17 protein-coding genes and 1 pseudogene are annotated in these 20008 nt (G+C 45.3%); 2 read left to right on the plus strand and 16 right to left on the minus strand.

The features are described from left to right. Nucleotides 1–171 precede the first annotated feature (171 nt). Complete coding sequence (locus SB658_RS10245; RefSeq protein ID WP_003233373.1) at nucleotides 172–414, plus strand: YhdB family protein; 243 nt, start codon at nucleotides 172–174, stop codon at nucleotides 412–414. A gap of 14 nt (nucleotides 415–428) precedes the next feature. On the opposite strand, the gene yhdA is transcribed toward SB658_RS10245, so the two are convergent. From yhdA to SB658_RS10315, 14 genes and pseudogenes are all read right to left on the minus strand, one after another. Beyond that, a complete protein-coding gene (gene yhdA / locus SB658_RS10250) occupies nucleotides 429–953 on the minus strand; it encodes an FMN-dependent NADPH-azoreductase (protein ID WP_085186393.1) in 525 nt (174 codons plus the stop codon). After that, the gene (yhcZ, locus tag SB658_RS10255; RefSeq protein ID WP_085186395.1) at nucleotides 950–1597 is read right to left on the minus strand and encodes a two-component system response regulator YhcZ; all 648 of its coding nucleotides are present in this window, start codon (nucleotides 1595–1597) and stop codon (nucleotides 950–952) included. The genes yhdA and yhcZ overlap by 4 nt, the downstream gene beginning before the upstream one ends. Further along, nucleotides 1594–2733 carry a two-component system sensor histidine kinase YhcY gene (gene yhcY, locus SB658_RS10260; RefSeq protein WP_085186397.1) on the minus strand — a complete coding sequence of 380 codons (1140 nt, stop codon included), beginning with the start codon at nucleotides 2731–2733 and terminating at the stop codon, nucleotides 1594–1596. The genes yhcZ and yhcY overlap by 4 nt, the downstream gene beginning before the upstream one ends. 148 nt (nucleotides 2734–2881) lie before the next feature. Next, nucleotides 2882–4627, minus strand: a complete 1746-nt coding sequence (locus SB658_RS10265) for a phospho-sugar mutase (protein ID WP_032721227.1) — start codon at nucleotides 4625–4627, stop codon at nucleotides 2882–2884. A 131-nt stretch (nucleotides 4628–4758) separates the two neighbouring features. Then, on the minus strand, nucleotides 4759–6426 hold the full coding sequence (gene glpD / locus SB658_RS10270; RefSeq protein ID WP_021479678.1) for a glycerol-3-phosphate dehydrogenase: 1668 nt from the start codon (nucleotides 6424–6426) through the stop codon (nucleotides 4759–4761). 140 nt (nucleotides 6427–6566) lie between these two features. Further along, on the minus strand, nucleotides 6567–8057 hold the full coding sequence (gene glpK / locus SB658_RS10275) for a glycerol kinase GlpK (protein ID WP_003233384.1): 1491 nt from the start codon (nucleotides 8055–8057) through the stop codon (nucleotides 6567–6569). 18 nt (nucleotides 8058–8075) lie between these two features. Then, on the minus strand, nucleotides 8076–8900 hold the full coding sequence (gene glpF, locus SB658_RS10280; RefSeq protein ID WP_003233386.1) for a glycerol uptake facilitator protein GlpF: 825 nt from the start codon (nucleotides 8898–8900) through the stop codon (nucleotides 8076–8078). Between the two features lie 178 nt (nucleotides 8901–9078). After that, a complete protein-coding gene (gene glpP, locus SB658_RS10285; RefSeq protein WP_003233388.1) occupies nucleotides 9079–9657 on the minus strand; it encodes a glycerol uptake operon antiterminator GlpP in 579 nt (192 codons plus the stop codon). A gap of 27 nt (nucleotides 9658–9684) precedes the next feature. Further along, a complete protein-coding gene (locus SB658_RS10290; RefSeq protein WP_003233390.1) occupies nucleotides 9685–11037 on the minus strand; it encodes an aspartate aminotransferase family protein in 1353 nt (450 codons plus the stop codon). Nucleotides 11038–11182: 145 nt separating this feature from the next. Beyond that, nucleotides 11183–11284, minus strand: a pseudogene (locus SB658_RS10295) (AEC family transporter); the annotation flags it as partial. A gap of 170 nt (nucleotides 11285–11454) precedes the next feature. Next, the gene (locus tag SB658_RS10300; RefSeq protein WP_003233394.1) at nucleotides 11455–12996 is read right to left on the minus strand and encodes a bifunctional GNAT family N-acetyltransferase/carbon-nitrogen hydrolase family protein; all 1542 of its coding nucleotides are present in this window, start codon (nucleotides 12994–12996) and stop codon (nucleotides 11455–11457) included. A 15-nt stretch (nucleotides 12997–13011) separates the two neighbouring features. Continuing rightward, entirely contained in the window at nucleotides 13012–13674 is a 663-nt protein-coding gene (locus tag SB658_RS10305) for an HAD family hydrolase (protein ID WP_003233396.1), read from the minus strand. Nucleotides 13675–13801: 127 nt separating this feature from the next. Further along, nucleotides 13802–14224, minus strand: a complete 423-nt coding sequence (locus SB658_RS10310; protein ID WP_003245462.1) for a CBS domain-containing protein — start codon at nucleotides 14222–14224, stop codon at nucleotides 13802–13804. Between the two features lie 136 nt (nucleotides 14225–14360). Continuing rightward, complete coding sequence (locus SB658_RS10315) at nucleotides 14361–14756, minus strand: YhcU family protein (RefSeq protein ID WP_003233401.1); 396 nt, start codon at nucleotides 14754–14756, stop codon at nucleotides 14361–14363. Between the two features lie 110 nt (nucleotides 14757–14866). On the opposite strand from SB658_RS10315, the gene SB658_RS10320 reads away from it, so the two are divergent. After that, nucleotides 14867–15775: an RluA family pseudouridine synthase gene (locus tag SB658_RS10320; protein WP_003233404.1), complete on the plus strand. Its 909-nt coding sequence runs from the start codon at nucleotides 14867–14869 to the stop codon at nucleotides 15773–15775. A gap of 29 nt (nucleotides 15776–15804) precedes the next feature. Here the strand turns inward: SB658_RS10320 and srtA are convergent, their stop codons facing one another. Further along, entirely contained in the window at nucleotides 15805–16401 is a 597-nt protein-coding gene (gene srtA / locus SB658_RS10325; RefSeq protein WP_072175840.1) for a sortase SrtA, read from the minus strand. Then, entirely contained in the window at nucleotides 16398–19985 is a 3588-nt protein-coding gene (gene yhcR, locus SB658_RS10330; RefSeq protein WP_038427546.1) for a sortase-dependent nonspecific endonuclease YhcR, read from the minus strand. Before yhcR ends, srtA begins: the two co-directional genes overlap by 4 nt. Between the last annotated feature and the right edge of the window lie 23 nt (nucleotides 19986–20008).

Raw genomic sequence — 20008 nt, forward strand, 5'->3', positions numbered from 1 at the left:
TCCCTCATAGGTTTACCAAAAGCGATATCTTCATTCAGGCATTTTGATTTTATGTCTCCCTCATATTGCTACCCCTTTACTGACGCAGACGCCAAGTTTTGCCCCGTCAATAACAGAGGATGCGGCATAAACTAATCATGAACTTCTCACCCAAGAAAGGAGAAGCGATTCATGGATTATGCCGATTACGATAAAGCGCTTTATTACACCCATCGTTCTCAATGGGATAATTTATTAATTTTAATGGTGCGTACAGAGGACGATTTGTTATCAAAACGAATTGAGCATTTTCTGCATGCGTATCATTTTGAACAGGATTACGCCGTTTTAGAAAAGATGCTGTATTCCCTTCTCCGTTATATTGATCATGCCACAGAGCTGACTTATGAAGATCAAATAGCCCTTCTCACATAAACAAATCCCGGCGTTTAGACGCCGGGATTTCCTGTTTTTGCGAACATGCTGAGTTCTTCGACAAGCTCTTTTATGCTTTCCTTAATGTTTTCAGCCACTGTAGCATTTTCAACATCAATATGCACCGGATCAAGCACCAGCTGCTTTGGGATGACATTGGCGTAGACACCCCGCATCACAGTTCTCATATTGTTCAGCGCATTGATGCCGCCTTTTCCGCCTCCCGCTACTGCCAATAATGCAACGGGCTTATATTTGAAATGTTCGTTGCTTAGAAAATCCAAGGCATTTTTTAAAGCGCCGCTCATGCCGCTGTGATATTCAGGCGATAATAATACAATCGCATCCGCTTTCGTAACGCGTTGCTTAAGCTCCTGTACCTTCAACAGTTCAGATTGATCCGCTTCACCGTTAAAAACCGGCAATACAAACTCGCTTAGATCAATCAAATCCGTGTGATACAGAGCTGCAATATAGGATGCTGCAATTCTTGTTCTGCCATGTTTTCTAGGCGTGCCATTTATGACTAACATGTTCATTTTAAGATCTCTCCATTCAGGTTATATTTCACTGCGAAAAGCGCTGCTTGCGTGCGATCGGCCACTTCAAGTTTTGCTAAAAGATTCGATACATGGGTTTTTACTGTTTTTTCTGAAATAAACAAGGCTGCTGCGATTTCTTTATTGCTTTTCCCGTTCGCTATTTCAGTCAGAACGTCTTTTTCCCTTCTTGTTAATTGATAGTATTTTTCTTTTTCCGGGTCGTGCTGATTTTTCATATGTGTCAGCACATGGGGCATAATAGCTGTAGAAAGCTTGTATTCGCCAGCATGCACTTGTCTTAGTGTTTTCACCAATTCCTCGGGCTCCGTATCCTTTAATTGATACGCCTTCGCGCCCGCCTGAAGCGCGGGGATGACGTGCTCCTGATCAGAGTAGCTCGTCAGCACAATGATATTCGTATCCGGAAATTGCTGTATTGCTTTTTTAATGGCTTGAATGCCGTCCATCTCGGGCATAGACAGATCCATTAGCACAAGATCCGGCTTTGTCTCTTCGATGACACGGAGAGCTTCTAATCCAGTTGCAGCTTCTCCGACAACTTCAATATCATCCTGGGTGGCAAAGAAAAAACGCAGACCCTTTCTGACAACATGATGATCATCAGCAATGACAATTTTCATACCGCCCCTCCTTTTCGGCTTGTTAGCGGAAGCCTGATGGATAGCTTTGTTCCTGTTCCAAGCGCTGACTCAATCCAAAACTTAGCTCCGGCTTTTTCCGCTCGTTCTTTCATACCCTTGATGCCAAGTGAAGGCAGATCGGCATGCGCTTCATAGCGAAATCCTGCCCCATGATCAATGATATCCAGCTCCGCATGGCACAAAGAAGCAGTCAGACTAACATACGCCGTATCCGTTCCGGCATGCTTTTTGCAGTTACTTAAAGCTTCCTGTACGACACGCCATAGCATATGCTCCTGCTCATCAGTCAGAACAGGACAGCCTTTTTGTGTAAAAATGATCTTCAATCCAATGAGCGCACCATAGCTTTTAATGGCTTCAGCCAGCCCTTTTTCCAATCCTCCGGGGCGAAGCTGCCAAATTAACGCTTTCATTTCTGCGAGCGCGTCCTGTGATAGGTTTTGGATGAAATCAATCATCTGCTGTAAATTCTCATCTTTTGTTAGTGTCTTCGCAGCTTTGGCAGTTAAACTGACGGAAAACAGCATTTGATTGACTGAATCGTGAAGCTCCTGAGCGAGGCGGTTACGCTCCATTAAAAGAGCATTTTTTTGTTGATATTCAGAAAGCCTCATACGCTGGATTGCCGTTCCGATCTGAAAGGCGACAGACTCGAGTAAATGCAGCTCTTCCTCATCAAACATGGTTTTTCCGGCCGCCGCTACATTTAACAATCCGAATCTTCTGTCCCCGTCTTCTAAAGGCACAGTTGCATGATGCGTAATCCCTTCTGTGTCAAAACAATGCAGGTTTTCTGCTGATTCGATGCGTTTGCAGTTCATGATATTTGCAGCCTTTCTAAGCCCTCCGTTATTGAATTTCGTCAGGCAGTAACACTCCCCTTCGCACATCAGCACTTTTTCCTTGCGGCTTAAAGCCGGGGGCAGATAAGCGTCGGCCGCTAACGTATAAGACCCATCTTCTTCGATCAGAAAAATCCATCCGGATTGAAGGTTTGTCAGACTCAGCAACTCTTTTAAAACCTCATCCAGTGTTGCTTTGATATCGTGCCCTTGATTTAAGGTTTCCGCAATCGTTTTCAGCGTTTTTAATTTTTCCATCCTCGTTTTGCTCACGTTTCTCACTCCGGCATTGATCTTGTATTTAAGATTATACCAGTTTTTTGTATTTCATTACTTCACTGATGGGATGATTTTCTTTCAGACTTTTGGATGAGAAAAAGAAAAAGCTGGATCATTTACAATGACCCAGCTCATACTTGAATTATTTTGCCGTCGACTCAACAATTTCATCAACCGTCTTCATTACATCTTCAGAAAGGACGGCAAGTCGCTTTTCACTGTCTTCCAAAGATGACCCTTTTACGGCGAAATAAAATTTCACCTTCGGCTCAGTTCCAGAAGGACGAAGACAGAACCAAGACCCGTCTTCCAGGAAGTATTTCAGTACATTTGATTTTGGCAAGTCGATAGCTTCTTCTTTGTTTTCAGTCAGAAGCGTCCGTTTGCTTACAGCGTAATCTTCTGCTGTGACAACCTGTTTGCCCGCCATTTTCTGCGGCGGATTTTGTCTGAAGGAAGCAAGAATCGCTTCAATTTGCTCTGCTCCTTGTTTGCCTTTCAGCGTCAGGGATTTCAGCCCTTCACGATAAAAACCATACTCGTTAAAGAGATTGATGAGCGCCTCATACAAAGACATTCCCAGTTTTTTATAGAACGCGCAAACTTCAACTGCCAAAAGCGCAGCCTGAATGGCGTCCTTATCGCGGGCAAAATCCCCGATTAAATAACCGTAGCTCTCTTCATAACCGAATTGGAAGGTATACTGGCCTGATGCCTCGTATTCCTTAATCTTTTCACCGATAAACTTAAAGCCTGTCAGCGTATCAATCGTATCAAGGCCGAATGAAGAAGCTACAGCACGGCCGATTTCGCTTGTGACGATCGTTTTGAGAACAACACCATTATCAGGCAGGATGCCTTGTTTTTTCTTTTCAGAAAGAAGGTAATGAAGCAGCAGCGCTCCGGTTTGGTTTCCTGTCAGCACTGTATATTTGCCTTGATCGTTTTTCACCGCGATGCCGAGGCGGTCAGCATCAGGATCTGTCGCGATGAGAATATCTGCATTCTGCTCCTCCCCAAGCTTAATGGCATATTCGAATGCCGCATGCTCTTCCGGGTTCGGCGATGTAACAGTGGAGAAGTTTGAATCCGGCAGTTCCTGTTCTTTGACAACCGTTACATTTTTGTAGCCGAGTGCTTCAAGTCCGCGTCTGACCGGTTTATTTGCAGTTCCATGCAACGGTGTGAAAACAACCTTTACATCTACTTCTTCCGATAATTCAGGATGTACAGAAATCGACGTCAGTTTTTCTGTATAAACTTTATCAATATCTTCACCGATGATTTTGATTAAGCCTTTTTCTTTTAACTTATTTTCTTCGTCCACTGTGATCGTCAGCTCATTTTCAATCGCGTTTACCTGCTCAATGACGATGTCCGCTTCCTTTGGAGGCAGCTGGCCGCCATCATCCCCGTATACTTTGTAGCCGTTATATTCAGGCGGGTTATGGCTTGCCGTTACCACAATTCCCCCATAAGCGTTCAGCTGTCTGACAGCGAATGACAGCTCTGGCGTCGGGCGAAGCTCATCAAACACGTATGTTTGAATGCCTTGTGTCGCAAGTGTTTTTGCCGCTTCCATCGCGAACTCCGGAGATTTATGGCGGGAATCATAAGCAATGACAACGCCCCGTTTTTTCGCTTCCTCACCTTGCTTCGAGATGTATGCCGCAAACCCGGCCGATGCTTTGCGCACAGTGTAAATATTCATCCGATTTGTCCCGGCGCCGATTTCCCCGCGCATTCCGCCGGTACCGAATTCAAGGTCTTTATAGAAACAGTCCTCAAGGGCCTGTTCATCCCCCTCTAATTCAATAAGGCGCTCTTTTAATTCCGGATCTAAATGTTCTGTCTGTTTCCAGCGTTCATAGCTCTTTCTCCAAGTCATATTCGTCCTCCTATGTATCAGCTTATGCCATTATTTTATATGAAGCGGGTGCCTCTGTCACTTGATAACCTGAGATCTGGCCCTTTCGGCACGTAAAAAGAAATAACGGGCTGCAGACAGCCCGTTATGATTTATTGCTCAAGCGGTACGACCGCATCGTGTAAAAGCTTGTTGAGGTTTTCTGTATGTTTGTTTTTCGCCTGCTCATCCCATTGGAATCGCTCGCTCATAAAATCAATAACGGCATCTTTATATGTTCTTACCCAATTGATATCAAAAAATAAACGTCCCGTTCTGCGGACAAAGAAGTCAGCAGGGGTTGCAGTCATCTCTTCTTCTATACTGTATTCTGCCTCAGCAAGAATATGAACCGGAATGTTGCGTTTCGCGGCCTCATCTTTCAGCGCTTCTACCCGGTCAAAGACGCGATCTACGTTAGAGCCGTATCTGATCGCAAGCTGTTTTGCGTCTTTTTCTGATAAACCAGCTGCAATTCCTTCTTTTGTTTTCGCGGTAACGAAGGACATAAGATTTTTCGAACCGCCGACGTGCCCGCCAGAGATTGGCATGTTTTTCGTTTTACATGGTCCAAAATCCTTTTCGCCCTCTTCTTTTAAGCGATCACGGACAAGATCAACGATGTGCTCCGCCATTTTTCTGTATCCAGTCAGTTTTCCGCCGGCAATGGTGATCAGGCCTGAGTCAGATGTCCAAATCTCGTCTTTCCGTGAAATTTCAGAAGGATCTTTGCCTTCTTCATGAATCAGCGGACGCAGCCCCGCCCAGCTGGATTCGATGTCATTCGCAGTAATATTCAGTTCCGGGAACATGTAATTGATTGATTTGATGACATAATCACGATCCTCCGTTGTCATCCGCGGATGCTCCAGCGCCTCTTTGTAAACAGTGTCTGTTGTTCCCACGTATGTTTTGCCTTCACGAGGAATCGCAAATACCATCCGGCCATCAGGTGTATCGAAATATACAGCCTGTTTCAGCGGAAAGACAGACTGGTCAAATACAAGGTGAATGCCTTTTGTATGCTGCAAATGCTTTCCGTTTTTCGAATGGTCTTTTTCTCTGAGCTGATCGACCCAAGGGCCTGTAGCATTGACAATTTTTTTCGCATACACTTTATATTCTTTCTTTGTCAGCACATCTTCAATTAATACGCCGACGGCTTTGCCTTTTTCGTAAAGAAGCTCCTTCACTTTGGAGTAATTCACAGGCTCTGCCCCGAATTTCACCGCTTCCTTCATGACTTCGATGGTCAGTCTCGCATCGTCAGTGCGGTATTCCACATAGTACCCGCCGCCTTTTAAGCCGTCTTTTTTCACCAAAGGCTCTTTTTGCAGCGTTTCTTTTGCTGAAAGCATGCTTCTTCGTTCTGACTTTTTCACACCTGCAAGGAAGTCATAAACTCTTAACCCGATAGATGTTGTAAATGAACCGAATGTGCCGCCTTTATGAAACGGAAGCAGCATCCATTCCGGTGTAGTGACATGCGGGCCGTTTTCATACACAATCGCCCGCTCTTTTCCTACCTCAGCGACCATTTTCACTTCAAATTGTTTTAAATAGCGCAAGCCGCCATGTACCAGCTTCGTTGATCGGCTTGATGTTCCCGCCGCAAAGTCCTGCATTTCGCTTAGTGCGACCTTCATTCCCCTTGATGCCGCGTCAAGAGCTGTTCCGGCTCCTGTAATTCCTCCTCCGATAATAAATAGGTCATATGTTTTTTTCGTCATGTCTGTCAGCATGCGATCTCTTTCAAGACTTGAAAATTGATGTTTCATCATTACGTTTCCTCCTTGTTGTCACGGTAAATAGAAAAAGAGACCACAACAGCCAAAGTGCATGCTTACACTTTGGTGCTGTGGTCTCTCCTCATCTCAGGACCGTTCTTATTAACTTGTAATCATTATACCATAGTATTACTTTATTTGAAAGCCATAGCTGCTTTTACGGCTTTTTGCCAGCCTTTATACAGCTCATTTCGTTTTTCTTCTTCTAATTCAGGTTCAAACCGTTTATCCAGATTCCACTGGTTCGCGATTTCAGAACGGTCCTTCCAGAATCCCACAGCGATACCTGCCAAATAAGCCGCGCCAAGTGCAGTCGTTTCATTAATTTCCGGGCGCTCCACAGGAACATTCAACAGGTCTCCTTGGAACTGCATTAGGAAATTGTTTTTTACAGCTCCTCCGTCTACACGAAGCGTCTTTAATGAAATGTTTGAATCTGCTTCCATTGCGTCAAGCACATCTTTGGTCTGATAAGCCAATGACTCCAGTGTCGCACGGATAAAGTGCTCTTTTGTTGTCCCTCTTGTCAGGCCGAAAACCGAACCGCGCACATCGCTGTCCCAGTAAGGCGTTCCCAGTCCGACAAATGCTGGAACAACATACACGCCGTCAGTTGAATCCACTTTTTCTGCATAAGATTCGCTTAGCGATGAATCCTGGAACATTCTCAAACCGTCTCTAAGCCACTGGATGGCAGAGCCTGCGACAAAAATGCTTCCTTCTAACGCATAGTTCACTTTTCCGTCAATGCCCCAAGCGATTGTTGTCAAAAGCCCATGTTCGGACTTAATTGCTTTTTCCCCGGTATTCATCAGCATGAAACATCCTGTGCCGTAAGTGTTTTTCCCCATGCCTTCTTCAAAGCATGCCTGGCCGAACAATGCGGACTGCTGGTCGCCTGCCGCTCCAGCAATCGGGATATTTTTTCCGAAGAAGTGATAATCAACAGTCTCCGCATACACATGAGAGGACGGCTTCACTTCAGGGAGCATGGATTTCGGTACGCCTAGAATGTCGAGCAGTTCATCGTCCCATTTTAAATCGTAAATATTAAACATCAGTGTTCTTGAGGCATTGGAGTAATCGGTCACATGCGCTTTTCCGCCTGACATTTTCCAAATGAGCCACGTATCAATCGTTCCAAACAGCAGCTCGCCTTTTTCCGCTTTTTCTCTTGCGCCTTCCACATTGTCTAAAATCCACTTCACCTTCGTGCCGGAGAAGTATGGATCGATTAAAAGCCCAGTTTTTTCTCTGAATTTATCATTATATCCTTTTTCACGAAGTTCCTCACAAATGCCGGACGTCTGTCTGGACTGCCAAACGATTGCATTATAGACAGGACTTCCTGTATCTTTATCCCACACAACCGTCGTCTCGCGCTGGTTCGTGATGCCGATGCCGGCAATTTGAGAAGCGCTGATTCCTGATTCAGAGATGACTGAGGCGATAACCGCGAGGACAGAGCCCCAAATTTCATTGGCATTATGCTCAACCCAGCCAGGATGCGGGAAGTATTGTGTAAATTCCTTTTGAGCAGAGTGAACGATTTTGCCTTCTTTATTAAACAGAATCGCTCTTGAACTTGTCGTCCCCTGATCTAAGGATAAAATGTACGTTTCCATAAGATGTCTCCCCTTTGATTAAATATATTTTGAATTTGATAATGTTTTAGCAGAATGTGATTTCGTATAAACATAGAGTCCTAACAATACCACAACCAATATAACGCTTACAATCCAGAAGCTGCTTGTGATGTGCCCTTTAAATGCAGCGTTGTAAAATACGCCGCCGAATGATCCGCCTAAAATCGGGCCGACTACCGGAACCCATGCGTATTTCCAGTTTGATGAGCCCTTCCCCGGAATCGGAAGAAAAGCGTGGGCTATCCGCGGACCTAAGTCACGTGCAGGATTGATAGCATAGCCGGTGGTGCCTCCCAGAGAAATACCGATTGCTACAATGAGGAAACCGACGATTAAAGGATTAAGTCCTTCTGTAAATTGATTTGCCCCAATGGCCAAGATTCCAAGTACAAGGACAAATGTCCCAATCACTTCGCTTAAAACGTTTGCAAATGTATGCGGAATGCTGGGCCCTGTTGAGAAAACACCCAGCTTGGCAGCGGGATCATCCGTTGACTTCCAGTGCGGGAGGTAATGCAGATAAATAATCACCGCACCGATGATCGCTCCGATCATTTGCGCCGCAATATAAACCGGAACCTCTTTCCAAGGAAAATCTCCTACAAATGCAAGCGCTATCGTTAGCGCCGGATTCAAATGGGCACCGCTGATGCCGCCAACCGCGTATGCCGCCATGGCAACACCCAATCCCCATCCAAATACAACAACAATCCAGCCAGACTGGAATGAAAGCGATTTCTTTAAATTGACACCTGCACAAACACCTGCACCAAAAATGATAAGCAGCATCGTACCGATGACTTCTCCCCAAAATGCTGTCATAGCACATTCCTCCTAAAGTCACGATTAAAAAGCATGATAGAGAAGAAGAGAATAAAAAAACCACAACAAACCGCTTTACGGGTGCATAAACATTTGCCGTAAAGAGCTGCTGTGGTCTCCGAGTTCTCCATCACAATGTATTAACCTAGTGCAATTGTATCAGTGCATGAAAGCGGTGTCAATCACTTTCCGTCAAAAAGTTTTCATATTTTTTCCACAATTTGGTATTAGACGTTGTGACAGCTACAGCCCCCGCTTTCAATGCCTGCTCTACATCCTCTTCCGTACGGATGAAACCCCCGGCAAAGATGGGAATCCCTGTTTTCTCTTTTATTTCCTGAATGAGTGACGGAACGATGCCGGGAAGCACTTCGATGAAGTCAGGCTTATGCTTGCCGATAAACTCCATGCTTTTCTCCATCGCGCTTGTATCAAGCAAAAACAGGCGCTGAATGGCATAAATTTTCTTCTGCTTCGCTTTGGCAATCACATTCGATCTTGTGGAAATAATCCCAGCGGGCTTGATATCCTGGCATATAAATTCCGCACCGTATTCGTCATGCTTAATCCCTTGAATGAGATCGACGTGCACCATCATGTTCTTTCCGTGCTTTTGCGCTTCTTTGATCACGCCCTTCAGCTGGCCGAGATGAATATCAAGAATAACACCGTAAGAGAACGAACTGTTCAAAAACTCATCAAATTGCTTCATATTGCGAATAGCCGGTAAGATCGGCTGGTTGTGAAAACTCATCATGTGCTCCTTTAATAATTCACTTTTATATTATATCGTTTGAAAGCTTTCTTTCACCGTTTTCACGATAAAGGAAAGGTCCTCTTCTGTCAGGCAAAATGGCGGCGCAAGCTGGATGACATTGTTGTAGCCGGCGACTGTATCGCCGTTTTTGCCGATGATCAGCCCTTTTTCTTTGCACGCCGCAACCACTTGGTTTACTTTGGCGGCATCAGCCGGCTCTTTAGTCAATTTGTCTTTGACGAGTTCGATTCCGATCAGCAGCCCTTTTCCTCTAACATCCCCGACTGCCGGGTGTTCTCTCAGAGCTTGAAGCTCACCTAAAAGCTTTGCTCCAAGATCGCGGGATCGCTGAATCAACTGTTCGTCCTCCATAATTTGCAGGTTTTTCAACGCCAAAGCACAGGCAGCCGGGCTTCCGCCGAACGTGTTTACGTGGCGGAAACGGTCATAAGGAGCTTCCCCCTGATACGCTTCGAAAATGTCCCGTTTCACAGCAGTCGCTGACAATGGCAGATACGCGCTTGTGATTCCCTTTGCCATCGTAATGATATCAGGCTTCACACCGTAGTGCATAAACCCGAACGGCTCGCCGGTCCGTCCAAACCCGCAGATCACTTCATCGCAAATCAAAAGGGCTCCGTGGCGCCGGCAAATGTCCTCCACCTTCTTCATATATCCGTCCGGCGGCATTAGGATGCCTCCGCCTGTAATGATGGGCTCCATAATGACCCCGGCAATCGTTTCGCTTAATTCCCATGTCATGATGCGGTCGATTTCATTTGCGCTTTCAAGCGTGTCTGCATCATCAGGATTCCGGTATATATCTGGCGGAGCTGCATGCAGGAACCCTTGGCTCAAAGGCTCGTATTTATATTTCCGCTGCGCCTGTCCGGTAGCTGAGAGCGCTCCCAATGTATTGCCGTGGTATGCCCGATATCTTGAGATGAATTTATAACGGCTGTGGTCGCCGTTTTGCAGATGGTACTGGCGGGCAATTTTAAAAGCAGTTTCGTTTGCTTCCGATCCGCTGTTGGAAAAAAAGATAACATAATCGCCGCCAAGCCATTCATTCAGCTTTTCCGCCAGTTGGATTGCGGGTGCGTGACTTTGCGTTAACGGGTAGTAAGGCAGCTCCTTTAGTTGCTCATAGGCAGCCTCCGCAAGCTCCTTTCTGCCGTAACCAATGTTGACGCACCACAAACCGGACATCGCATCCAAATAGCGGCGTCCGTCTATGTCGGTTACCCAGGCCCCCTCAGCCTTCTGGGCTATCAGGCTGTCCGCTTGATGCGCTCCCTTCATGGCATGCCACACAAATTGCTCATCTTTTTGCTTTAATCCCTGATTTTGCTGAATGTTTTCCATCCCCATCATCTCCATTTCATTAGCGTTCCCTATAATGCCAATTCAATTGAAACAGACCTTCTCTTTATGTGATGTCTTGGTGATGATTTCCCTGCCTTCAATATAAAGCCAGACCGGGTCAGAGTCAATAAACCGCGTAAATAATAAAACATCCCCTTTCTCAAGAAGAAAGAGGATGCAGCTTCCAAAGCAAAACAGGCAAAGTGACAATGCTCAGCATCGTACTGATAAAGGTCGCACTCGAAACAACTTGGACAGCCATTGCAATAGCAATGTGAAGCCTAGCCGTTTTCTGTATGATATAGGAAATGGCGAAAATACAGAAACTCCATAAGGCACCTCCACTATACCTACTTTTATTTTAAAGATAGCACCTAAACAATTACGCTTTTGTTTTAAAAAACCCGCCAATTCAGGCGGGTTTTTTGGGAATTATTTTTTATATTGAATATGAAAAATATCACGCCGTCTGTCTTTTAGCTGGCGCACTGTACCGTTTTGGCGCTGTCTTCTGAGAATTTCCAGGTCAACATCGCCGATGACGACCATTTCAATATTCGGGTTTGTTTCGCCGACAATGCCGTCACGAGCGAATTCAAAATCAGACGGGGCAAAGATGCCTGACTGGGCGTATTGGATATCCATGTTTTCCGTTTGCGGAAGGTTTCCGACCGTTCCAGAGATAACCGTATAAATTTGATTTTCAACCGCTCTAGCCTGCGAACAGTATCTGACACGCAGATAGCCTTGACGGTCTTCTGTACAAAATGGCGTAAAGATGATTTTGGCTCCTTTATCAGCCGCAATCCGGGCAAGCTCAGGAAATTCAATGTCATAACAGATCTGGATCGCGATTTTCCCGCAGTCCGTATCAAACACGCGAACTTGGTCTCCTGCGCTGATCCCCCACCATTTGCGTTCATTCGGCGTAATATGGAGTTTGTATTGCTTCTCGATCGTTCCGTCCCGTCTGAACAGGTAAGCGATATTATAGATCTTGCCTTCCTCTTCGACGAAATGAGATCCGCCGATAATGTTGACGTTATACTTCACAGCCAAGTCAGTAAACAGGCTGATGTAATCTTCTGTATACTCGGTAATTCTCTGCACCGCCAAGCTCGGTGACCGTTCCTCAAGGAAGGACATCAGCTGGGTTGTAAAAATTTCCGGGAACACCGCAAAATCAGATCTTGCGTCGGAAGCAACATCGACATAGTATTCTACTTGATTCGCAAATTCCTCAAAGGAATAAATTTTCTTCATTTCGTATTGGATCACACAAATTCTAACAGGGAACGCCGATTTATAATAGCGTTTTGTCTGCTGCGGTAGATAATCCACATTATTCCATTCCATCAACGTCGCATACTTGATCGAAGCTGTATCATCCGGGAGATAGTTCGGGTTAATTCGCATAAGGGTAAAGCCGTTCATCAGCTGAAAAGAAAGAACCGGATCGTAAATTTGGTGGCGTGTCACCTGTTCAACATACTCTCTCGCTGTCATTTCCTCTGCATATTTGTGATAGTTTGGAATCCGTCCGCCTATGATGATGCTTTTCAGGTTTAAGCGTCTGGCTAAGTCCTTTCTCGCCTCGTACAAACGGTGGCCAATCTTCATTCGTCTGTACTTCGGGTCCACCATGACTTCAATTCCATACATATTCAAGCCGTCAGGATTATGGTTGGTGATATAACCGTCATCTGTAATGTCCTGCCATGTATGACGGTCATCATATTCATCAAAGTTAATCAGGAGACTTGAGCACGAACCGATAATTTCACCTTCGAATTCTGCACAAAACTGCCCTTCTGGAAAATGCTCCAAATGGCTGATTAAATGCTCCCGCTTCCAAGGCTCCATTCCTGGAAAGCAGTCCTTTTGAAGATCGATAATCTTGTCGATGTCTTTCTCTTCGATATTGCGGATAACCATTTTCTTTTCAAACCGGGTCAAATCTAATTTCTCAGACAACCTACTCGCTCCTTTCTAGTTTTGTGAGTTCAGATGATCAAGCAATAGGGCGAGCTCCATCTCCGCCATTGATTCAAGCCTGTGATCATAGTCTTCAAACATCAAGGTACCCGTTACTTTATTCGGGACAATGACACACTTCATGCCTGCACGTTTCGCAGCAATCGAACCATTGACAGAATCCTCAAACGCGAGACATTCCGCTGGCGATACCCCGAGGTTCTTTGCCGCCAATAAATAGAGTTCAGGATTCGGCTTCACCTCTTCCACATCATCAGCCGTTTGAATAACTTCAAAATCATCAAACAGGCCGATTTGCTTCAAATGGCCGGAAACCCATTTATAATCAGAGCTGGAGGCAAGGCCTATTTTTAAGCCTAAATCCTTTGCCGCATTCAAATACGCTTCGACACCAGGTCTCGCTTTTTCTGTTTCCATGCGTTTGGCGAACCGCTCTCTTCTCAATTGTGTGAGCTCTTCATGGTTCAGCTTTTTCCCGATCTGCTCTTCTAAATAGTCAAATGGCCGGAAACCCGCAGCAGTTCCGATGACCTTCCCCCAGACAGATAGCGGCAGCACTGAGCCGTGCTCTTCAAATATTTCCTGAAGAACCTCATATTCGTGTGTTTCTGTATCTAGAATAAGCCCGTCAAAATCAAAAATTAACGCTTTAATCACTGGGTACAACTCCTTTAGTCCGAATTGAGACATATGTATACACTCAACTATACCCCGAAACAAGTCTGCTTTCAAAAAGTAAGGTTTTATGTGAAGAAAGAGCCTGCACACTGCAAGCTCTTTCTTATTAATGAATGTTTTGGTGAGAAATGTTTGTCAGCGCTGATCCCGCAGACTCGTTCGACATCTGATTGACTGCCAGGTCTCCAAGCGCAACGATCCCGACTAGATTGTTTTGATCTACAATAGGAAGGCGGCGGATTTGGTGCTGGGCCATCAGCTGCGACGCGTCTTCCAGACTCATATTAGGGTTTCCTGATACGAGTTCTGTTGACATCACTTCTGAAACGGGTGTCTGGCCATCACGGCCCTGAGCTGTAGTTCTTAATGCAATGTCACGGTCAGTCAGCATTCCTTTTAAAACACCTTGCTCTACAACGGGGATCGCCCCGACGTTATGCTGTTTCATTAGAGAAGCCGCTTCCTGAATCGTTTGATTCGGAGAAACGGTTGCCACCTGCGTTGTCATTGTATCTTTAACTGAACTCATTGTCAGCACCCCTTTCAATCATTAGTATGTTCAGACACGAGCCGTTTAAAAAGGGAGTTAGAGGAAAGGTTTTATGATATGATTTCTCTGATACAAAAAGAGCTTTTCTAAAAATAGAAAAGCTCTTGCCACATGATTATATCAGCCTTCTTTGACCGAAAAAGGCTTTGTTAGTCTTCTTTTGAAAGTCAGAAAAAGCAAACGGAAAATAAATCCCAAAATCATTCAGCATCTTGCTGTTTTTTTCAAAAATCGCCTGATCACTCAAATCAGAGTGCGGCGAAGGCTTGGTCAGGATAATATGTATCATTTGCAGACAAGCCATAATTTGAAATGCTTCTTTTAATGTTCCTTGGTAATAATGGTTATTTAAAGACAGAACGCCTTTCTTTTTAAAGCGCTGAATGTCCAGTTCGGAGAAATAAAGAGGAAATACATCATGGATCAGCTCCATAGACAGCTCCTTGATAAAGCTCTCCTGTTCTGCAGTTGCTGCGTTCACAATTCTCACGTCAATCACCTTTCTTGCCATCGAATATCCTAAGTCTTACTCAAGAATAGCACAGAAAAAAACGCGAAAGCTAAGGTAAGTGTTTCCTATGAGAAACAGCAGCCTTCCGCTTCGAAAAGGAGCCATTTAACATGAACCAAAAAGGCAGAGGGCTTGAGATCCTCATCAATGAAAAACAGGACGGCCAATGGCTGTTTTCCGTACTCAAAACAGCGCTCAAAGCTTCTAAACCAGTGATACAAGACTGGATGTCCCATCAACAGATAAAGGTCAATCACGAATCCGTCTTAAACAATATGATTGTAAAAAAGGGAGACCGTGTGTTCATTGATCTTCAGGAAAGTGAAGCATCTTCGGTCATTCCGGAGTATGGCGAGCTTGATATTTTATATGAGGACAATCATATGCTCATCGTCAATAAACCCGCTGGCATCGCGACGCATCCGAATGAGGATGGGCAGACCGGCACACTGGCTAATTTGATCGCGTATCATTATCAGATAAATGGCGAAACATGTAAGGTGCGCCACGTCCATCGTCTTGATCAGGATACATCTGGCGCTATCGTTTTTGCCAAGCATCGTTTGGCACACGCCATCTTAGACCAGCAGTTAGAGAAAAAGACGCTGAAGCGTACGTATACCGCCATCGCTGAAGGTAAGCTACGGACGAAAAAAGGGACAATTAATTCACCAATCGGCAGAGACCGATCACACCCGACAAGACGCCGGGTTTCACCAGGCGGGCAAACAGCCGTCACTCATTTCAAGGTAATGGCCAGCAATGCGAAAGAACGGCTGTCGCTCGTTGAATTAGAGCTGGAAACAGGCAGAACACACCAAATCCGTGTTCATCTGGCGAGCCTCGGCCATCCGTTGACAGGAGACTCGCTTTACGGAGGCGGGAGCAAGCTGCTAAACAGGCAGGCACTGCACGCCAATAAAGTACAAGCGGTTCACCCGATAACAGACGAGCTCATAGTTGCTGAAGCCCCTTTCCCTGCTGATATGAAAAACCTTTGTCGCACATATTTTTCATGAAGAAAAGCCGCAGGCACTGCCTCGGCTTTTTAAGTCACTCGTTTTCCATATATAATATAGCGCTTCGGGGCATTTCCGACGTATGAAAACGGATAACAGGTCGTCAGAATCAGCTCTTCCTTTTCATGCTGGAGCGTGATAATAGATGTGTCATCCTTATCGACAATTTTTGTTTTTACAATTTCATATGTGAATTCTCCATATGACAGGAGAATGCGGAGCCGATCCCCCTTTTCCAGCTCTCCCGTCCGGCGAAACACGGTATCCCGATGCCCCGACAGCACAATTTGTCCGTTTTCATCAGGATAATAGCTGTCCTTGTAATGCCCGACACCTTTTTCTAAATCATCAGCATCGGTGCCCTCCACGATTGGAAGCTCTGCATTGATTTTCGGTATTTCCAAAATGCCGCTCGCTTGGCCGGTCTCAGGCTTAAATGATGCTTTGTTCTTTGCTTGATCTGTGCTATTTTTCGTCCCCAAAAGTTCCTGCGGCTTTTCTGCCGCCAGTTTTGCTTCTTTTAATGTCTGTTCCGTTTTCATATTCGTATCGATTAATTTAAAGCCTCCATAGCCTGCGATCACTAGGCCGGCAGCAATGATGAATAGTGGAATAACTTTTTTCACGTTCTGGAGGCGCTCCTTTTTCTTCTGACATATAGATAAGTTCCTGACAATGTCACCGCAGCACCGATTACCATAAAGTTATAGTAGCCCGCTGACGTATCCGGAAGCTGATGATCAGACCCGCTTTCCGCAGTCTCGGTTTGTAACGGCAATGTGCTGATGCTATTAGCAGTATCAGCGGTTTTTGTGTTGTTGATTGGTATTTCATTGAATCTCGAAATGGCTGAAGGCGGAAGCTGATGAACCGGTGCTGTTCCCGGAGTTTCTTTTATATCAGGCAAATCTTCATCTGGCCTTGGATCCTCTTTAATCGGATCTTCCGTCCCCGGATCATCTCCAGGCTCTTCCGTAATCGGGTCTTCTGTTACAGGGTCTTCAATATCACTGGCTTCAGCAAGCTTAATTCTTCCCTCTTTTGTATACGCAATTGGCTCATCAAAACTCTTCACGTACTCAACTGTCGCTTCCAAATCCTCAGGCCCTGTCACCGGATTTTTTCCCAGCAGTCCGATTGGCTGATATTTGGCTCCTGTCGCCGTCGCCATAAAGTTGTTGACGGTCAATGTATATGTGGCATCGGGCTGGATCTCGGTGCCATCTGCCATTTTCAAATCAACTGCTTTTCCGGTTTCTTTATCCCACGTATACGTAAACCCGCTGATGCTGTAGTCAGGCCCAAAAACCGGCGAGATTTGAGCATTGATAATCTCTCTTAAATCTTTTCCTTTAATCTCAAGCTTCGTTAACACATTTCCAAACGGCTGAATATTGTAAAGATCTCCCCACGTAATCGGGCCCTTCTTCAACGCTTCACGTATGCCGCCGCCATTCATAAGGGCAAAATCCGTTTTCATGGCAGCTCTCATGCCATCCGCAATCAGGTTTCCAAGAGGTGTATCGCCGTCATTTGAATACCCCCCTTCCATATCAACAGCGGCTTCGCCGACTACCTCGCTGATAATCGGTTCCGCAATTGTTTCGTATTTCTTTAAAATGGCTGACGCGCTGACATCCGGTTCGATTTTACTTTGATCAACATATACGATTTCCGCGGACTTTTTGACAATGTCTTTTGTCGTTTTATCGATCTCTACATCAACGACACCTATCGCTTTTCCATATTCAAACGCTTGAACAATCAGTTTTCCATTCACTTCACCGTTAACAACCTGATGATTATGCGCGGCAAAAATCACGTCAATTTCAGAATCTGTTTTGTTTGCAAGATCAGCAGACTCACCGGTAATGGCGTTGCTGTTTTGTTCAGCTGACATATGTGCGAGAACCGCGATGGCCTTCACGCCTTTTTTCTTGAGCTCTTCGGCCGCCTTATTCACCGCTGTTGCTTCATCTGTAAACTCGATATTTTTTATTCCTTCAGGCATAACCATGCCAGCTGCCGACTGTGTGACAACCCCGATAAAAGCAACGGGTACGCCCTCCACATTTATGATGTCATAAGCCGGCAAAAAGGGCTCTCCAGTTGATTTCATTTTACAATTGGCACATACAAGGGGAAAGTTCTGTCCATCATATCCGCTTGTGCCTTTCGGATGATCACCGCCATTTAAGATCCTCAGAAGTTCATCCGTGCCTTCATCAAATTCATGGTTTCCCACGGTTCCGACATCAAATCCGATGTCCTCCATCAGTTCTACAGTCGGTTCATCTTGAAGAAGAGAGGAAACTGGAGAGCTTCCGCCGATCATATCTCCCGCGTGCACAATCAGCGAGTTTTTCTTTTCAGCCTTTTTTTCTTTTAAATATGCGGCGGCATAATCCATGCGTCCAAACGTGCCGTCTGCAATTCCATTTCCATCAAGATCAAGCTCATATTGCTGATCGATTTTGCCATGCAAATCATTCATGCTGAGAATTCTAAGCGGCACATGTTCTTGAGGTGCCGTTTGCCTTTTTTTATATCCCGCGCTCTCCGCTTCACTTGCTGAAGCGAAGAAAATTCTGTTTTCCACAGCTACCTTCTTCCAGTCAGCTGGCTGCACATATGTTTTATTCGACGAGTCCCCCACATATCTTGTTAAGCCTTTCCCTTGCTCTCTGGCTCTGAATTCAAACGGCATTTCCATGAGGGGATCGTTTTCATTCCAAATTCCTTTTTGATCTTTTTTTGCAGCGGCTACTGCGGCCTGAAATTGCTGATAATCCTCTTCATTGTCAACCGGCCAAATAAAATACGTCGGAGCATAGCCATTTTTTACAAGCTCTAAGTTTACGTTGGAACCTGATTCGGTTATGACTTGTCCAAGCAATCTGCCATAGCTGTCCTTGGCTTCACTCCCGACCTTGACAGTAATTTTATCACCCGGGGACAGAACCGTTTTTAGATAGTCAGATGCTTTTTTGCCAAATCTTAATTGATTTTCATCTGCGTCATTTTTTGGTGTGTGATATGTTTCGGGTGTATCTACATTTACAAACCGGATTTTTGTCGTTCCAAGCACCGGAGATTTGAGATGAATGGTATCGCCGTCAACTACCCGGTCAACAATCCCTTCATATTCTCCCTCCGCAGACGGAGGTGCAGGCTGCTCTTCAAGCAGCTTCAGGTCAGCCGATTTTCGCGGAAGCAGCTGAAAGGTTTGGTATCTGCTTAACACACCGGTAAATTCATACCATTTGCCCTCATCAAGCTCGTCTATCACCCCTGTTTCATTCATAACCCGGAGCGTCATTGCATGATGGTCGTCATCAATCATTGTTACATTGTAACCGCCGCCGGCAGGAGAACTTGGAATTGAGGAAACAAAAGCGGTTAGTTTCACAAGGCGTCCTTCATACTGATCACCTAGGCTGCCGTTAATAAGTTCATTGATTGTTAAGTGTTTGGGGGCGGGGAGGGATTGATTTGACTGGTTGATTTTGATGCCTGATGAGCTTGGAACGATTTCTTTCAGCCCCTGGTAAGACATGATTTTCCCTGTCACCGTGACATCCATACCCTCTTTTAATTCGGGAAATTGTTCAGGGGATGGCGAATAAATGTTAATGCCTCCGGTTTCATCTTGCAAAAAGGTCGACAGCTTCCCGCCTCCGATTGCGTTTTGATCAGCTGTAATGATCCCTTTTATCGTTACTTCTTCATTCAGCCTTCCCCGTGCTTCATTTATGGTCACTTGCTGTTCAGCCGGCGGAGTTTTCGTGTCATCGGTTACGTTCATCGACTGAACGTTTTTAAGTCCTGTCGTGTTAAAGTAATTTTCAAGCTTTCCTTGAACCGTTATCTTTTTCCCAAGAAGAAGCGGATTGGTTTGCAGCCCAAATTGGCTTCTGAAGGCGGAGGGGATTTGCACAGGAAGGATGTGTTCGGGCGATGTCTCGTTTTTACGGTCTGCCAGCGCAACATTATAATCATTTGAAAAAGGGCTTGTCAGCTTATAATGCTGTGGGGAAACAGCCTGGCCGACTGCATATCCTTCGACAAGCGCCTGTCCTTCTTTTTGCTGTATTGCCTTCTCAATCGATATAGGCTGTTGCGGTTCAGCTGCCTTTACAGCTTCGAACGTGTACATTACATTTAAGAACATCAATGCCGTGATCAACACAATATGCAGAATACGCCTCATCATATTTCCTCCCTTATACACAT

Source organism: Bacillus sp. SIMBA_008, from assembly GCF_046535495.1.
GTDB classification, from domain to species: domain Bacteria; phylum Bacillota; class Bacilli; order Bacillales; family Bacillaceae; genus Bacillus; species Bacillus subtilis.

What these genes read in the sequence shown, in the direction of transcription:
- SB658_RS10245 (WP_003233373.1), top strand. Translation starts at nt 172, where the DNA reads ATGGATTATGCCGATTACGATAAAGCGCTTTATTACACCCATCGTTCT.
- yhdA (WP_085186393.1), bottom strand. Translation starts at nt 953, where the DNA reads ATGAACATGTTAGTCATAAATGGCACGCCTAGAAAACATGGCAGAACA.
- yhcZ (WP_085186395.1), bottom strand. Translation starts at nt 1,597, where the DNA reads ATGAAAATTGTCATTGCTGATGATCATCATGTTGTCAGAAAGGGTCTG.
- SB658_RS10265 (WP_032721227.1), bottom strand. Translation starts at nt 4,627, where the DNA reads ATGACTTGGAGAAAGAGCTATGAACGCTGGAAACAGACAGAACATTTA.
- glpD (WP_021479678.1), bottom strand. Translation starts at nt 6,426, where the DNA reads ATGATGAAACATCAATTTTCAAGTCTTGAAAGAGATCGCATGCTGACA.
- glpK (WP_003233384.1), bottom strand. Translation starts at nt 8,057, where the DNA reads ATGGAAACGTACATTTTATCCTTAGATCAGGGGACGACAAGTTCAAGA.
- glpF (WP_003233386.1), bottom strand. Translation starts at nt 8,900, where the DNA reads ATGACAGCATTTTGGGGAGAAGTCATCGGTACGATGCTGCTTATCATT.
- glpP (WP_003233388.1), bottom strand. Translation starts at nt 9,657, where the DNA reads ATGATGAGTTTTCACAACCAGCCGATCTTACCGGCTATTCGCAATATG.
- SB658_RS10290 (WP_003233390.1), bottom strand. Translation starts at nt 11,037, where the DNA reads ATGGAGATGATGGGGATGGAAAACATTCAGCAAAATCAGGGATTAAAG.
- SB658_RS10310 (WP_003245462.1), bottom strand. Translation starts at nt 14,224, where the DNA reads ATGAGTTCAGTTAAAGATACAATGACAACGCAGGTGGCAACCGTTTCT.
- SB658_RS10315 (WP_003233401.1), bottom strand. Translation starts at nt 14,756, where the DNA reads ATGGCAAGAAAGGTGATTGACGTGAGAATTGTGAACGCAGCAACTGCA.
- SB658_RS10320 (WP_003233404.1), top strand. Translation starts at nt 14,867, where the DNA reads ATGAACCAAAAAGGCAGAGGGCTTGAGATCCTCATCAATGAAAAACAG.
- yhcR (WP_038427546.1), bottom strand. Translation starts at nt 19,985, where the DNA reads ATGAGGCGTATTCTGCATATTGTGTTGATCACGGCATTGATGTTCTTA.